14 protein-coding genes are annotated in these 15,511 nt (G+C 65.7%); 1 reads left to right on the forward strand and 13 read right to left on the reverse strand.

What is annotated here, in order from left to right; genetic code table 11:
• Positions 1-26: 26 nt before the first annotated feature.
• The 13 genes from HWY05_RS20775 to HWY05_RS20835 all read right to left on the reverse strand — a co-directional run bounded on the left by HWY05_RS20775 (position 27) and on the right by HWY05_RS20835 (position 14,832).
• On the reverse strand, positions 27-1,109 hold the full coding sequence (locus tag HWY05_RS20775; RefSeq protein ID WP_176059429.1) for a nitronate monooxygenase: 1,083 nt from the start codon (positions 1,107-1,109) through the stop codon (positions 27-29).
• Entirely contained in the window at positions 1,106-2,005 is a 900-nt protein-coding gene (locus tag HWY05_RS20780) for an enoyl-CoA hydratase (protein WP_176059430.1), read from the reverse strand. Before HWY05_RS20780 ends, HWY05_RS20775 begins: the two co-directional genes overlap by 4 nt.
• 8 nt (positions 2,006-2,013) lie before the next feature.
• Positions 2,014-2,811 (reverse strand): ketoacid CoA transferase, encoded by a 798-nt coding sequence (locus tag HWY05_RS20785; protein ID WP_176059431.1) that lies wholly within the window; start codon positions 2,809-2,811, stop codon positions 2,014-2,016.
• A 10-nt stretch (positions 2,812-2,821) separates the two neighbouring features.
• Complete coding sequence (locus tag HWY05_RS20790; RefSeq protein ID WP_176059432.1) at positions 2,822-3,706, reverse strand: CoA transferase subunit A; 885 nt, start codon at positions 3,704-3,706, stop codon at positions 2,822-2,824.
• A 6-nt stretch (positions 3,707-3,712) separates the two neighbouring features.
• Positions 3,713-4,609 (reverse strand): VOC family protein, encoded by an 897-nt coding sequence (locus tag HWY05_RS20795; RefSeq protein WP_176059433.1) that lies wholly within the window; start codon positions 4,607-4,609, stop codon positions 3,713-3,715.
• Between the two features lie 76 nt (positions 4,610-4,685).
• Positions 4,686-6,347, reverse strand: coding sequence for a FadD3 family acyl-CoA ligase (locus tag HWY05_RS20800; protein ID WP_176059434.1), 1,662 nt, complete (start codon positions 6,345-6,347; stop codon positions 4,686-4,688).
• A 66-nt stretch (positions 6,348-6,413) separates the two neighbouring features.
• Positions 6,414-7,508: a ferredoxin--NADP reductase gene (locus tag HWY05_RS20805; RefSeq protein ID WP_176059435.1), complete on the reverse strand. Its 1,095-nt coding sequence runs from the start codon at positions 7,506-7,508 to the stop codon at positions 6,414-6,416.
• 11 nt (positions 7,509-7,519) lie between these two features.
• Positions 7,520-8,284, reverse strand: coding sequence for an SDR family oxidoreductase (locus HWY05_RS20810; RefSeq protein ID WP_176059436.1), 765 nt, complete (start codon positions 8,282-8,284; stop codon positions 7,520-7,522).
• A gap of 20 nt (positions 8,285-8,304) precedes the next feature.
• On the reverse strand, positions 8,305-10,002 hold the full coding sequence (locus HWY05_RS20815) for an FAD-binding protein (RefSeq protein ID WP_176059437.1): 1,698 nt from the start codon (positions 10,000-10,002) through the stop codon (positions 8,305-8,307).
• A gap of 17 nt (positions 10,003-10,019) precedes the next feature.
• A complete protein-coding gene (locus tag HWY05_RS20820) occupies positions 10,020-10,538 on the reverse strand; it encodes a flavin reductase family protein (RefSeq protein ID WP_176059438.1) in 519 nt (172 codons plus the stop codon).
• Positions 10,535-12,295: an FAD-dependent oxidoreductase gene (locus HWY05_RS20825; RefSeq protein WP_176059439.1), complete on the reverse strand. Its 1,761-nt coding sequence runs from the start codon at positions 12,293-12,295 to the stop codon at positions 10,535-10,537. Before HWY05_RS20825 ends, HWY05_RS20820 begins: the two co-directional genes overlap by 4 nt.
• An 11-nt stretch (positions 12,296-12,306) precedes the next feature.
• Positions 12,307-13,500 (reverse strand): flavin-dependent monooxygenase, encoded by a 1,194-nt coding sequence (locus HWY05_RS20830; RefSeq protein ID WP_176059440.1) that lies wholly within the window; start codon positions 13,498-13,500, stop codon positions 12,307-12,309.
• 168 nt (positions 13,501-13,668) lie between these two features.
• Positions 13,669-14,832 (reverse strand): LLM class flavin-dependent oxidoreductase, encoded by a 1,164-nt coding sequence (locus HWY05_RS20835; RefSeq protein WP_035555801.1) that lies wholly within the window; start codon positions 14,830-14,832, stop codon positions 13,669-13,671.
• A 325-nt stretch (positions 14,833-15,157) separates the two neighbouring features.
• Between HWY05_RS20835 and HWY05_RS20840 the strand changes: the two genes are divergently transcribed.
• A complete protein-coding gene (locus tag HWY05_RS20840; protein WP_035555784.1) occupies positions 15,158-15,508 on the forward strand; it encodes a VOC family protein in 351 nt (116 codons plus the stop codon).
• Positions 15,509-15,511: the final 3 nt, after the last annotated feature.

The raw sequence follows: 15,511 nt of genomic DNA on the forward strand, positions 1-15,511 counted from the left end.
GAATGGTGTCTGTAGACTCGGCCGGCTCACGCGTGAACCGGAATGCCGCGCATCGCGGCGAGTGTGTCGAGCCGCGCCGAGGCCTCGTCGACGATGCGTGCAATCACGCTGTCGCACGACTCGAGCGCGCCGATCATCGCGGCGGCCTGGCCGCTCGGCAGCACGCCTTCGTCCGGCTCGCCGTCGACGATCGCGCGCTGGATCAGAAACGGCGCGTTCGCCGCCATCAGCGTCTGGCTCGCGGTGTAGCTGTGCTCGCGCAACGCCTTGAAACCGAGCGACGCCATCTGCGCGAAACTCATGCCGCTCTGACGACGCCACGCTTCGGCGGTACGCAGCGCGAACAGCGTGCGGCGTAGCGGCCCGAATGCTTCGAGACGCAGCAGGTAGGGGTTGTCGATCATGCGTTGCGGCAACCCGTCGAGCGCGGCCGAAACGCGAATGCGCGCAGGGTCGTCGACCGACACGTAGCGTTCGAGCGTCGTGCGCGGCACCGGCGATTCTTCGGTCATCAGAAAACGCGTGCCCATCGCGATACCGGCCGCGCCGTAGCCGAGCGCGGCGGCGAGGCCGCGTCCGTCGAAGAAACCGCCTGCGGCGATCACCGGCACGTTGACGGCGTCGAGCACGCGCGGCAACAGCAACGTGGTGGGTATCGAGCCCGTGTGGCCGCCGCCTTCCGCACCTTGTACGGTGACCGCGTCGGCGCCGAGTTCGACCGCTTTCTGCGCGTGTTTCGGCGCGCCGACGGTGGGAATGCACATCACGCCCGCGTCCTTGAAACGGCGGATCGTCTTTGCGTCGGGTCCACGGCCGTAGCTCACGGCGCGCAGTTTGTGTTTGATCGCCAGATCGACGACTTGCGCCGCGTTCGGCTGGAACATGTGGAAGTTGATCCCGAACGGCTGGTCCGTCAGTTCCTTCACCCGCAGAATCTCCGCTTCCACGCGCTCGGCTTCGAGCGTCGCGCCCGCGAGAAAACCGAAGCCGCCCGCGTTGCAGGTGGCCGCGACGAGCCGCGCGTCGGCGACCCAACCCATTGCGGTTTGCACAATCGGATAGCGGCAGCCGAGCAGGTCGCACAGCGGCGTGTGCAGCGCGGCGGTCATGCGGCTTCTCCGTTTGAGGCCGCGTCCGTGCGTTGCGAGTCGGCCATCTTGCGGGCGTCGTAACCGCCCAGCTTGTCGCCGCTCACCAGCTCGTTATGAGCATGCGCGAAGTGATGCCACGCAAAAGCCGCGTCCATGGCCGCGCGCTTGCCCTGCAATTCCTCGACGTGATTCACCGCCTGCTTGGTGAGCGTCAATCCGAGTCGCGGCATGCGCGCGATCTTCGCGGCGATTTCCGTGGTGGTGTCCTGCAAACGCTCGCGCGGGACGACCCGGTTCACCATGCCCATCTGATACGCGCGCGCCGCATCCATCCGTTCGCCGAGAAACAGAAACTCTTTGGCAATGCGCGGATTCAGCTCATACGCATGGGCAAAATATTCGACGCCGGGAATCCCCATCCGCACGACCGGATCGGAGAAGAACGCATCGTCCGACGCGACGATCAGATCGCAGACCCACGCCAGCATCAAACCACCGGCTACGCACGCGCCCTGCACCATCGCAATGGTCGGCTTGGGCAGATCGCGCCAGCGGCGGCACATGCCGAGATAGACCTCCTGCTCGCGGGCATACAGAAACTCGCCGCCTTCCTTGCCGACGTGGTCGTACCAGAGCGAGGCGCGCTCGAACGATTGATGAATATCGCGGCCCGGCGTGCCGATATCGTGCCCCGCCGAAAAATGTTTGCCCGCGCCGGCCAGCACGATCACCTTGACGGCGTCGTCGTTCGACGCGCGTTTGAACGCCGCGTCGAGTGCGTACGTCATCTTCGAGTTCTGCGCGTTGTGATACTCGGGGCGATTCATCGTGATGGTCGCGATACCGTCGCTCACGCGATACTCGACAACTTCGTCGGCGGCGTCGGTCGTCGCCGTGGATGGATTGATCGACATGACGTCCCTCACACGCTGCGTGGCGCGGGGTTATTGCGCACGACGCTCGCGCGCAGGTTGTGGGGGTCGAGCGCGCGCACGATACGCAGATCGTCCGCGGTGGGCGGCGGCGTCACCTGCATCTCGGGGTGCGCCAGCAACGCGAAACCGGTCAGCTCCTGCACTTCGTCGAAGCTCACGCCGGGGTGCAACGAACGCACCTGGACCGCGTGATCCGCGCCGCCGAAGTCCATCACGCACAGATCGGTAATCACGCTGCGCAGATCGGTGAACGCACGCATGCCGGCAATTTCACGCGCCGGGTTGTAGCCCACGCTGCACACCATGTCCACTTCACCGGCCACGAACGTGCGCTTGCCATGTCCGCTGACAAAAAACGAATTCGCGTGATTGATGCTGTTGCCGGGAAAACCGCGCGCGCCGAGCAATTGCGTTTTCGGGCGCGCGTAGTCGTCGCCGAGCCACGAGATGTTGGCCTGGCCGAAGCGATCGATCTGCGTCGGCATGACCAGCGCATGACGCTTGCCATGCCACACGCAATCGAACACGCGCTCGTAGGTCATCAATCCGCTTGCCTCGACGCGATAGCCCGCTTCACGCGGCCCGAGCGGCACCGGGCTTTCCACCAGATACGCCTCGCCATCAGTCAGCATCAGGCCGGCGTTATAGGCCAGCCGCGCGAGACCCGCCGCGAGGCGCGGCCCCGTGCCGATACCGGTGGCCAGCACTTCGCCGTCTTCGCGCCAGACACGCGCGGCGGCGGCAATCATCAGTTCCGCGAGGGAATAATCGAGAGAGTCGCTCATTTGCGCTCCATTACAGAATCGGCAACGGCAAAGCCGCCACATGGGACCGGCCGCCTGCGCGTTGCAGATAGCCAGGTTCGTCGGCGCCCACTACGTCGCGCAGATAGGCCGCCGTTTGCGCCGGGTCCTCGGCGCTCGCGCAATACGTCTTCAACTGCGGCAGATCCCAGCCGTAAGCCGGCGCGCACGATGTAGGATGCGCACCGCACGGCGCGTGGACCACGCCGCTCACGAGCGAACGCTCGAAGGTATTGCGGCGCGCGAGATCGAGGTCGCTGCTCGCGAGCGAATCGACCACCGTCTCGCTGCTGACGAAGCATTTCGCCGCCGCCCGCGCGAACCATGCGTCGAAGAAAGGATCCGGGCCGTCGATCCGCGTGTTGCCCAACTTGTCCGCCGCGTTCACGTGCAGCAGCGCGGCGTCAAGTTCCAGCGCGGGCATGGCGAGCAAGGTCTCGCCGCCGTATGGCGACTGCACCGTGCGCAGATGCGGCGCATGTTTGAGCAGATCGGTGCCGAGCCCGACGCGCGTCGGCAGAAACGGCAAACGCGCGGCAGCGGCGCGCAAGCCGAGTTGCAGCAGACCTTCGTCCAGTTCCAGCACGTCGATCGCGCCGGTTTCGCGAGCCCGGCGGAAATGCGGTTCGAGCGGAATCACGTCGAGTGAGACGAAGCCGAACACCACCTTGCGCACCTTGCCCGCTGCGCACAGCAAGCCGACGTCGGGTCCGCCGTAGGCGACCACCGTGAGGTCCTTCAGATCCGAGCGGACGATTTCGCGCACCAGCGCCATCGGCTTGCGGCGCGGCCCCCATCCGCCGATGCCGATCGTCATGCCGTCGGCGAGTTGCGCGACGACGTCGCGCGCGCTGAGTTGTTTGTCGAGAGTTTTCATATCGGTCTAGCGGAATCCCACGCTGAAATCATGTCCCCACAGGCTCACGCGGGTCGCTTCGTAGACGCTGTGCTGCGCCCAGTCGACCGTCAGGCCGCCGTAGCCGTACTCCAGATCGAAGCCGCCCGGCGTCTTCATGTAGAACGAGGTCATGTGGTCGTTGCAATGGCGGCCGAGCGTGGCGGAAAGCTTCACGCCTTGCGCGGCGACACGGTCGAGCGCGCGGCCCACTTCGTCCATGGAATCGACTTCGGCCATCACGTGAATGCAGCCCGACGGCACGGCCATCTCCATGATCGCGAGGCTGTGGTGACGCGCGTTCCTGCAATGCAGAAAGTGGATGCGCTTTTCGGGTTCGGCGGGGTCGTCGGTGAAACGCACGCGGAAAATGTCCGAGAGCTCGAAGCCCATCACGTTGCGCATGAACGAATCGGTGGCGTCGAACTGCGGCGCGGGCAGCACCGTATGGCCGAGACCCATCGCGCCGGTGACGAAACCGGGCACGCCGAGCGGCGATGCGAAGCGGCGGAAATCGGCGCGCATGCCCCAGAAAAACTCGTGCCGGTTGCCGGACGGATCGACACACCACACCATCGCCTGCACGCGGCGCAGCGCGACTTCGTCGGCGCTCGCGCGAACCGCTTCCACGCCGCACAATTCGAGCGCGCGGATCGCGTTGTCGAGCGCCGCCGCGTCGGCCAGTTCCCAGCCGGACGCGAAGTAGCGATCGGTGTCGCCGGGCACGATCAGATAGCGGAAATCGCGCTCATCCATCTTCAGATACAGCGCGCCGTTCGTGGCGTTCTGCGTCTGCATGCCCAGCACGTTTTCGGCGTAATCGCGCCACGTGTCGACCGCAGCCGACTGCACGACGACGTAGCCTAAAGCCCGCACTTCGATCATCTCCGACTCCTCCAGAAGCTGTTGTTGTCAGGCTTATTCTGGCGCTGCGGGGGCGGCGTTACATCGTCTGTTGGGACTAGCTTGCGGCGCTGTTTTCCGGGGTTTTGGCGTGGTTGACGGCGTTGGTTTCCGCGTCGCTTCCAGCGTCATTTCCCGCCCCTTCGCGCAGACGGTACTTGAGCACCTTGCCGGCCGCGCTGACCGGCAACCGCTCGACCAGCGACAGAAAGCGCGGCACCTTGTAGTTGGCCATGTTCTTGCGCGCCCACCCGGTCAGTTCTTCGACGCTCGCGTGCTCGCCCGCGCGCAGCACGACGAACGCGTGCCCCACTTCGCCGAGCCGCTCGTCGGGCACGCCGATCAGCGCCACCTGCGCGACCGCCGGATGTCCGCTGAACAGCCGCTCGATCTCCGCCGGATAGCAGTTGAAGCCGCCGACGATAAACATGTCCTTGATGCGATCCGTAATGCGCAGATAACCGTTGACGTCGAGCGTGCCGAGGTCGCCGGTGTGCAGCCAGCCGTCGGCGTCGATGGTATCGACGGCGTTTTCGCGCTGGCCGAAATAGCCCTGCATCACGTTGTAGCCGCGAATCTGCACTTCACCGGTTTCGCCCGGGGCAAGCGCCGCGCCGTTGCTGTCGGCAATGCGGATGTCGACGCCCGGCATCGCGCGGCCCGACGTGTGCGCAATGGTCTCGGCGTCGTCACCACGCCGGCAGAGCGCCGCGAATCCGCACGATTCCGTCAGACCGTAGCCCGTCAGCACCGTGTCGAAACCCAGTTGCGCGCGCATCCTTTCGATCAGGCTCGGCGCGATCGCCGCCGCGCCGGTTACCGCCACCCTCAGCGACGACAGATCGCGCGCGGCCAGATCCGGCATGTCGAGCAACGCGTGATACAGCGTGGGCGGTCCCGGCAAAACCGAAACCCTGTCGCGCACGATCCGTTCGAGCACGCGCTCCGGGTTGAACACCAGATGCGGCAACACCGTCGCGCCGCTCGCCAGCGCCGCGAGCCAGCCGGCCTTGTAACCGAACGCATGAAAGAACGGGTTGACGATCAGATAGCGGTCGCTGCCGCGCAGCGTCGCGATCTGCGCCCAGTCGTGAACCGCGCGCAGATTCTGGCCGTGCGTGGTCATCACGCCTTTCGGCCGGCCCGTGGTGCCGGACGTGAACATGATGTCCATCAGCGTATCGGGCCGCACCATCGCCTCGCGGCTGCGGAAGGTTTCCATCGACGTACCGGCCGCGCGCAACAGAAACGCATTCCAGGTTTCGTCGCGGCCGTGATGCTCGCTCGCGCCAGGCTCCGCTTCTCCGTCGAACACGACGATCCGCTCCAGCGACGCAGGACGGTGCGATGCCAGCATCGCCGGATACGAGTCGCCGAGGAAGGTGCCGCAGCAGAACAACAGCCGCGCGCCGCTGTCTTCGAGAATCGCGCCCGCTTCAAGGCCTTTCATGCGCGTGTTGATCGGCACCAGCGCAGCGCCCGCGCTATGAATCGCCAGCGCCGCGACGATCCATGACGCCACGTTCGGCGCCCAGATCGCCACCCGCTCGCCCGGCTGGATACCGCAGCCGATCAGCGCGCGCGCCGCCGTGATGCGGGCGGCGTCGAGTTGCGCGTAGCTGAGATTGCCCTGCGCCGTTTCGATCGCGGTGCGCGTGCCGTGGCGCGCGGCGCCGTGCGCGATCAACGCGGGCGTCGTCAGAATGTGGTTCAGCGTCATGATGAATTCGATGAAGAGGGTTCGCGGCACGCGTACGCACGAACGGCGCGCCTACGCGCCGCGAACCTAGTCGGGGAAAGCCACGCGCAGCGTCGCGCTGGCAGGGGTCGCGCTGCACGCGAGGGTCCAGCCGTCGGCGAGATCGGCTGCGTCGAGCACGTGGTTCGCGTTCAGGGTCACGCTACCGGCCACGACCCGGCACATGCAGGCGCCGCATAAGCCGCTGCGGCACGAGTTCGGCGCGGGGACGTCGGCGCGCAACATCGCGTCGAGCAGGGTTTCGCCGGGCTCGCTGGTGAGGTGGAAGGTGGCGCCGTCGAGTTGGGTTTCGATGGAGGCGGTGGTGACGGTGGTGACGGCGGTAGCGGCGACAGTGGGCGGGGTGATCGCGTTGGTGGCAACACCGGGTTCGCCGTTGCCGCCACGCTCGGCTACCGGCAAATCCGGCAGATCCGGCAGCGAAACAAACCGCTCCACATGCACCTTCGCACGCGGCAAGCCGAGCGCCAGCATCGTCGCCAACGCGTTCTCCATGAACAGCGCCGGTCCGCAGATAAAGCATTCCTGCTGGCTCCACGGCCGCGCCAGTTCTTCCAGATGACGCTGCTGCGGAATCCCCTGCACGCTATCGAGCCAGTGAATCACGCGCAAACGCCCCGCGTGCCGCTGCCCGAGTTGCCGCAGTTCATCGGCGAAAATCACCGACTGCGCGTCGCGGTTCGCATAGATCAGCGTCAGCATGCCGCGTCCATTCACCAGCGCCGATTTCAGAATGGACAGCACCGGCGTGATACCGCTGCCGCCTGCGAACAGCAGCAGATCGCCGTCGAGCGAACGCGGCGTGAAGACGCCCGCTGGCGCCATCACGTCGAGCTCGTCGCCTGGCTGCACGCTGTCGCACATCCAGTTCGACACGCGGCCGTCGCGCACCCGCTTGATGGTGATCTTCGGCGCGAGGTCGATACCCGGCGCGCTCGACAGCGAATAACAACGCTGCAGGTTCGCGTCGGCGCACGGCACCTTGAGCGTCAGAAACTGCCCCGGGCGATAGCTGAACGCCTCGCGCAGCGCCTGCGGCAGGTCGAACACGAAAGAGCGCGCGTCGGCGCTCTCCGCGATCACGTCCGCCACTTTGAGCCGGTGAAAACGCGCATCAGCCATGGCGGGCGAACTCAGGCCACGCCCATGATCAACTGCGCGTTATCGATCCGATACTCGCTGCCGTTGATGAAGCGCGATTCGTCCGAAGCGAGGAACAGCACCAGATTCGCGATGTCTTCCGGCAGGCACATGCGCGCTTGCGGATCGATGGATTGCGTCAGCGCGTCGCGCGTGCCTTCCGCCGAACCGAAGAACGGCGCGGTCATCGGCGTGAGAATGCCGTCGGGATGGATTGTGTTGCAGCGAACCTTATAGCCCTGGGTCTTGCAATGCGCGGCGATCGCACGGGTCATTGCGGTGACCGCGCCCTTGCTCGCCGAATACGCGCAAAACGCGCCGAGCCCGCCCAACGCCGCGACCGACGACATGTTCACGATCGAGCCGCCCTTCTCCTTCATCGCCTTCACCGCCGCACGGCAGCCGAGAAAATAGCCTTCCGCGTTGATGCGCAGCACGTTCTGCCACTCTTCAAGCGTGGTGTCTTCAATGCTGCCGAGCAACAGCACGGCGGCGTTATTGACCAGCACGTCCGGCGTGCCGAAGTTCGTTTGCGCGGCGCCGAACACGTCGTTCCAACCGGCTTCCGACGTGATGTCGTGACGCACGAAACGCGCCGCGTCGCCGATTTCCGCCGCCACCGCACGACCCGCTTCTTCGTTGACGTCGGTCAGCACGACGCGCGCGCCTTCACGCGCGAACAGCAGCGCGTCCTGTTTGCCGACGCCGCTCGCCGCACCCGTCACGACGGCGATCTTGCCTTTGAGTCTGTCTCCCATCTTCATTCTCTCTTTCAGTGTCAGTCAGTTTCAGTCAGGGAATGGGTGCGGTTCGCGAGAACCACGCCCGCTGCGGCCCGGCCCGCCTGGCGGCCGGACCAGATACAGTCCGCGAGCGAGAGGCCGCTCACGTAATGATTCGATGCGAGTCCGCACGCGGCGCGGCCGGCGGCAAACAGGCCCGCGACCGGTTCGCCTTGCGCCGACAGCACCGCGTTGCTCGTTTCGTCGACCCGCAAGCCGCCGAGCGTGATCGACGGGCACGGGAAAATGCGACTGTCCGATGAGATATCGATCGCGTAGTAAGGACCGTGCGCGAGCGGCTGCAACATGGCGGCGGATTTGCCGAACTCGCGATCGACACCGCTCACCGCAGCCGCGTTGTAAGTGGCGACGGTTTGCTTCAACACCGCCGGATCGCAGCGCATACGTGCGGCAAGTTCGTCCAGCGACTTGCCGCGCTTGCGGCCGGCGAGCATCAGCAGCATTGCGGGCACGCTTTGAAATGCCCACAGCTTGCCGCGCCGGCACTCATGCAATGCGTGCCTGACAAGACGCGCGTCGAGAATCAGCCACGCGTGGCCGTCGCGGGTTTCGCACATCGCGTGGCCGAGCGCGGCGCCATACACTTCCTCGTTGCAGAAGCGCGCGCCGCGACGATCCACCACGCAGCCCTGCGCCCACGCATACGGCGGATTGATGAAGCGCCATGCGGACACGCGTTCGAGCCGCGTCGCCACGCCGCCCGCCGACACCCCGAGCCGGATGCCCGCGCCGTCGCAACCGGTCGTGCCGAGCCGCCAGTTCGGCAGATAACGCGGCGCGTGGCGCGCGATCATCGGCCGGTTGAAGATAAAACCACCGGTGCTGAGGATCACCGCGTCGGCCTTGATCGTGATGAGCCGGCTTTCGCGCAACTCGATACGATGCAGCGCGGCGCGCAAGCGATCCGCCCACGCCGGCATGCCGTTATGCAAACGTTCGGCCCACCGCGCGAGCCGCTTATGCGCGCGCTGCGCCTGACCCGGCGCGACCTGCCAGACCTGCGCGCCGATCACGCGACCGCTGCGGTCGGTCACGAGGCGGCGCACGCTGGCGTGGCACATCGTGTCGATAAACGGTTGCGACTCGACCGCGCGACGCAGCGTGTCGTACAGCACGCGGCCCGACATACCGTCTCCAACCACGCGATGACCGCGCGGCGCGGGCGCATGTTCGCGCTCGGCGTCGCCCACTGATTCGTTGCCGGAGTAGTACAGGTAGTAGCGATTCTGCGGATACGAGGTCTTGCGCGGCGGCACCGACGCGCCGAATTGCACGCCGAGCCGTTCGAGCCAGCGCAGCATCTCGACGCTGCCCGCGCAAAAGCGTTCGAGCGTCGCGGCGGAGACGGCGTCGCCCACTTCCTGTTGCAGGTACGCGAACATCGCCTCGGGCGTGTCGCTATAGCCCGCTTCGTTCTGATAACGCGTGCCGCCGCCCGCGTACACCACGCCGCCGCTTTTCGCGCTCGCGCCACCGCCTTCGAAACGCTCGACAATGCGCACCTTCGCGCCGGCCGCCGCCGCTTCGAGCGCGGCGCAAGCACCGGTCGCGCCGAAGCCCGCGATCAGCACGTCGCAGACATCGTCCCAGCGCATCAGCGCCGCATCGTCGACGACGAGCGGCGCGTCCACCGGTGTCGCGAAGTCGTGCTGGGCGGTTGCGGATTCGTGCATGGCGCGGTGTGCCTCGTTCAAGCCGTCGCGCAACGCGCGGGCGTCGTGGCCGTCGTATAGACGCCGTCCACATACACCAGCGGATCGACCTCGCCGCTGATCAGCACCTGCTCCACACGGCCGATAAAAATCGCATGCGTGCCGTAGTCGAACCGGCCGTCCTGCGTGCAGATCAGACTAGCCTGCGCGTCGAGCAGAAACGGCACGCCGTTCGCCGAGCGTTGCCAGTCGCCGGTGCTGAAACGCTCCTCGCCTTTCAGGCGGCCGCTGCAATCGATCGCGATGTGCTGATGCTGCGCCGACAGCACGTTCACGCAAAACGCCGCGCCCTGATCGAGCGGCGGAAAGATCGACGAATTGCGATTGATGCAGATCAGCAGCGAAGGCGGTTCCGTGGACAGCGAATCGACCGCGGTGGCCGACATCGAATAGCGGCGCTCGCCGTCGCTGCAACTGATCACGGCCACCGAGCGCGCGAGACGGCGCATGGCGAGCAGCATGTCGGCGCGCAGCGGATGGGCATTGAGTTCGGTCATGGTGTGACTCCGCGGAGTTCGCTGTTGGTTTCGGTATTCGCTTCGGCGCGCGCTTCGGCTTTACCGTCGGCGAGATGATTGGCGGCGATGTAGCCGAAGGTCAGCGCCGGGCCGAGCGTCGAGCCCGCGCCCGGATAGCTCGCGCCCATCATCGACGCGCTGGTGTTGCCGATCGCGTAGAGACCGGCAATCGGCGACGCATCCTCGCGCAGCACGCGGGCGAACGCGTCGGTGATGAGCCCGCCTTTCGTGCCGATGTCGCCCGCGTCGACACGCACCGCGTAGAACGGGCCGGTGTCGAGCGGCGCGAGACAGGGGTTCGGTTTGACGCTCGGGTCGCCGTAGTAGGTGTCGAATGCGTTGCCGCCTTTGGCGAACTCTTCATCCACGCCGCTGGCGGCGTAGCGATTCATTTTCGCCACGGTGTCGCGCAAGCCCGCTGCGTCCACGCCGATCAGCGCGGCCAATGCGTCCAATGAGTCGGCCTTGTACAGCAGCGAGCGAAACGCCGCGGGAATCCGCGAGTCGGGCATCATCGAACCCGGCATGATCGGCCCGCACGGATAGTTGCGGCGAAAGCGCGCGTCGAACACCATCCACGCGGGCACGCACGCGCCCGTTTGCGCATGGTCGCGATACATCGCGGGAACGAACTCCGAATAGGGCGCCGCTTCGTTGACGAAGCGCTTGCCGAGTCCGTTGACGATCACGCAGCCGGGCAAGTTGCGCTCCACGAACAGCGCGCGCTGCTTTTCCTCGCGATCGACATGCACGGTCGGCGCGCCCCACACATGCTCCATCAGCGCGATGCGTGCGCCGAGTTGCTGGCCTGCCGCGATAGCGTCGCCAGTATTGTTGGGCGGCGTGGCACTCCAATCCGCTTGCGTCGGATGCGGCAGATAGCGTTCGCGCATGGCCTGATTCCGTTCAAAGCCGCCCGCCGCGAGAATCACGCCGCGTCTGGCCAGCACACGCACGGCCTGGCCGTCGCGTTCGACCACGACGCCCGTTACGCGTCCGTCGGCTTCGAGCAGTTCACGCATCGGCGCGTTCAGCCACAGCGGCACCTTGCGGTCGAGCAACGCACGGCGCAAGCCGCCGGCCAGTGCATTCCCCAGCGTCAGGCGACGATCGCGCCGCGAGCGCATCCGCGAACCGATATCGAACCAGTAGCGGCCGAACTGCTTCAACGCGAGGCCGATATAACCGGGTGCCTTCGACAGCAGCACATGCGCTTCTTTCGACGTCACCGCCACGCGTCCGCCGATCAGCGTGCCCGGCGAAGGCAGCCGCAGCCGCGCGAATTCGGCACCGAGCGACGCGCCGTCGACCGGCAACGGATCGAGCGCGCGATAACCCGGCATCGAGCCCGGCAGGTGCTGAAAGTAGTCGGCATACTTCGGCAGCGATTCGTAGCGCACCGGCGTATTCGCTTCGACATAGCGCAGCATCTCCGGCGCGACGTCGAGGTACGCGTCGAGCTTGTCGCTGGCTGTCACGCCTTGCGTGCAGGCGTCGAGATAGGTACGCGCCGCCGCGCGCGTATCGGTCGCGCCGAGTTCGGCGATATGGTGATTGCACGGAATCCAGATACCGCCGCCCGACACCGCCGTCGTGCCGCCGTACACGTCGCTCTTTTCGAGCACCACCGCCGAGAGGCCGCGGTCGGCCGCGCGGCAAGCGGCCAGCATGCCGCCCGCGCCGGAACCGACCACCACGACATCGAACACCTGCGTCTGCGTTTGCTGTTCGCTCATGGCGGCGCCCGTCAGACGAAGAAGTCGGTGTTCGGACGTCCCAGCATCACCGCGCCGAGGTTCTGTCCAAACCGGTCGACGTTGTTCGCGTAGTGCGCGCGCGCCGCATGCAGATCGAGGAAGCGCCGCACCAGCGGATTGCGGTGATAGATGCCGTTGCCGCCCGCGTAACGCAGCAGCGCATTGGCCGCCTGCGCGCAGCGTTCGGCCACTTGCGCGGATTGATAGCGGAACAGCACGCGACGTTCGATCGATACCTCGGGGCCGCCGTTGGCCGCCGCCATCAGCTCGGCGAAATTGCGCTTGAGCAGCACCTTCATTTCGTCGATCGCGACCGACGCGTTGGCGCACGCTGTTTGCGCGCCGGTGTCGTCGGTCGTTTTCGCGCCGCTGTTGGCGCTCACGCGCGTGGCGGCGTAGCCGGTGAAATCGTCGAGCGCGCCCTGCAATGCGCCGATACACGCCGTGCAAACCGCCCGCACGAAAATCTGTGCGAACGGTAGATGAAACAGCGCCGCGTCGTTCACCGCGAGACCGGGGCTCGTGCCCATCATGCCGTCTATCGCTTTGTGCGTGCGGTAGTCCGGCACGAACGCGTCGTCGACGAGAATGTCGTGGCTGCCGGTCGCGCGCAAACCGAGCACGTCCCAGTCCTGCTGAATCGTGTAATCGCTTTTCGGCAGCAAAAACGTGCGGTATTCGGGCGGTTCGCCGTCTTTCGCGGGCGGCACCAATGCGCCGAGAAACACCCAGTCGCACAGTTCGCTGCCGCTGGAAAATTTCCAGTGACCCGACAGGCGGAAGCCGCCTTCAACCGGCGTGACGCGTCCCACCGGCATATAGGTCGAGGCGATCAGCGTGCTCGGGTCCTGGCCCCACACGTCCTGCTGCGCGCGTTCGTCGAACAGCGCGAGCTGCCAGTTATGCACGCCGACCACGCCGTACACCCACGCGCTCGACATGCAGCCGCGCGCCACCGCCATCTGAATCTCGAAGAAGGTTTGCGGATCGAGTTCGTAGCCGCCATAGCGTTTGGGCTGCAATACCTTGAACAAACCGGCCGCCTGAAAATCGGCCACGGTGTCGGCGGGAATGCGCCCGTTTTCCTCGGCCTGCGCGGCGCGCCCGGCCAGCACCGGCGCGAGGGCTTCGGCGCGGGCAATCAGTTCGGCTGCAAGCGTATTCGAATCGTTGTCTCGATGCACGGCTGTCTCCTAGGTCGAGCGGAGCGTGCGCGTTGGCGCTGGCTCCAGTCTTACGCGCGACTGAGTTCGCGCTTGTTCTGTCAGGGTCATCTTCGAGGGCCGGCCGGCGCGTCGCATCGTCTGAAGAGACTAGCGGCCCGCGCGCGGCCGGTGCACGCTCGCGTTGCGTCAGGCGACGGCTTGAGCCTGCGTTTGAGCCTGCTTCTCCGCTTTGACGCGATTGAAGTAAGGGATCACGTGCTCGCCGATATTGCGGATCGTTTCGAGCTGCGCTTCCTGCGACACGGTGCCCATCTGGCACAGGAACAGCACTTCGTCCACACCCGCTTCCATCAGACGGCCCACGTAGCCGATGCAATCGTCGACCGTGCCGTACGCGTGATTCGGGTTCATCATCGAGAGCGCCGGGTCGCTGAAGTCCACCACCACTTCTTCCGACGCGAAGCGCGAGCGGATCACCATTTCGCCGGTGTTGCCCTTCACGAGGTCGTCGCCCCAGCTCGACGGATCGGGACGCTCGCCGCCCGTGTACCAGTACGCGAGCGATTCCATGAAATAGCGTTGTCCGCGAATGCCGATCTTGCGAGCCTGCTGGCCGTCGTTCATCACCACCGCCGGGCACAGCGCGGCCAGATGCTGGGTCGGACGGAAGCCGACCTGGTCTTCCGGCTTGCGGGTGGCCCACGCTTCGCGATACAGCGCGTTTTTCTTCGCCACTTCATCGGGGCCGCCGAAGCCGAGCACCAGCGCGCCGAGGCCGCGTTGTCCGGCGCGCAACAGGCCGTCGTTGTTGGTGCACGCCATGTACATCGGCGGATGCGGGTCCTGGAACGGCTTCGGGTGAATCGGCCGTTTGGGGATCTTGATGTATTTGCCGTCGTGCTCGATCTCGTCCTGCACGAACATCTTCGGCACGAGGTACATCGATTCGTCGATCATCGGCTGCAGTTCGGCGAGGTCATAGCCGAACGCGCCGGCCTCCTGCTGGCTGCCGCCCTTGCCGACGCCGAAATGCACGCGGCCGCCCGATAGAATGTCGAGCATCGCCACGCGCTCCGCGACCTTGATCGGATGGTTCATCGCGGGCGGCAGGCAGATCACGCCGTGGCCGAGGCCAATGCGAGTGGTGCGGCCGGCCAGATAGGCGAGGAAGGTTTCCGGCGCGCTCATGTGCGCGTAGTTCGTCAGCGACGTGTGTTCGACGCACCAGACGGTGTCGAAACCCATCTGCTCGGCAAGCAGGGCCTGCTCGACGGTCTCCTTGAATACCCGGTGATCGCCTTCCCGCGAAGCGTCCGTGGTCTGGGCTTCGTAAATCAGAGAAAACTTCATTGCGTGCGTCTCCATGAATTTTGGACTGTGCTGAATCGGGCGGTCCGCCCGCGATCCGGCGCTGAACCTGGTCGGAATCGTGACGGTCCACGAAACGCAGTTTCAGATCGCGCGTGCTTGCCGGCATCGTCTGTTTGGATTAACGGCGAGGGTTTGGCGGGGAAGTTTTTATCGGCAGCGTTTTCAGGCCTGTTTTAAGGCCGTTTTTTGCGTGGCGGCTAGTCCGATTGGACCTCGTGCGACGCGTGCGCGCGGCGCTACGATCGAAGCGCGGTCAATCAAAAACAACGCGAACGACAACGCTCAACGATGGGAGTGCCATGCAATGAAGGCTTCGATAATGCTGTACCCGGTCGACTCGATCGACGCGGCACTGCCGCTGTTTGTCGACGGGCTGGGACTGGCGGTGAAATTCCGTGACGGCGAGCGCTATTGCGCGCTCGATGGCGTGGGGCTGACCATCGCCCTGGTCGCGGGCGAGGAACGGATCGTCGAACGCCCGGCGCTGGTGTTTCGCGTGGAAGAGAACGACGACCTGTATGCGGCAATGGCGCGCGTCGTGGCGGCTGGCGCTTCAGTGCGGGTGCCGGTGCAGCAAGGTCCGCATGAATTGCGCGCGGTGCTGGAAGATAAAAACGGTGCGCTGCTGGTGCTGTCGCAGAAGCGCGTGGGTTGAGGT

The sequence above is a fragment of the Paraburkholderia sp. BCC1876 genome, assembly GCF_902833695.1.
GTDB lineage: Bacteria > Pseudomonadota > Gammaproteobacteria > Burkholderiales > Burkholderiaceae > Paraburkholderia.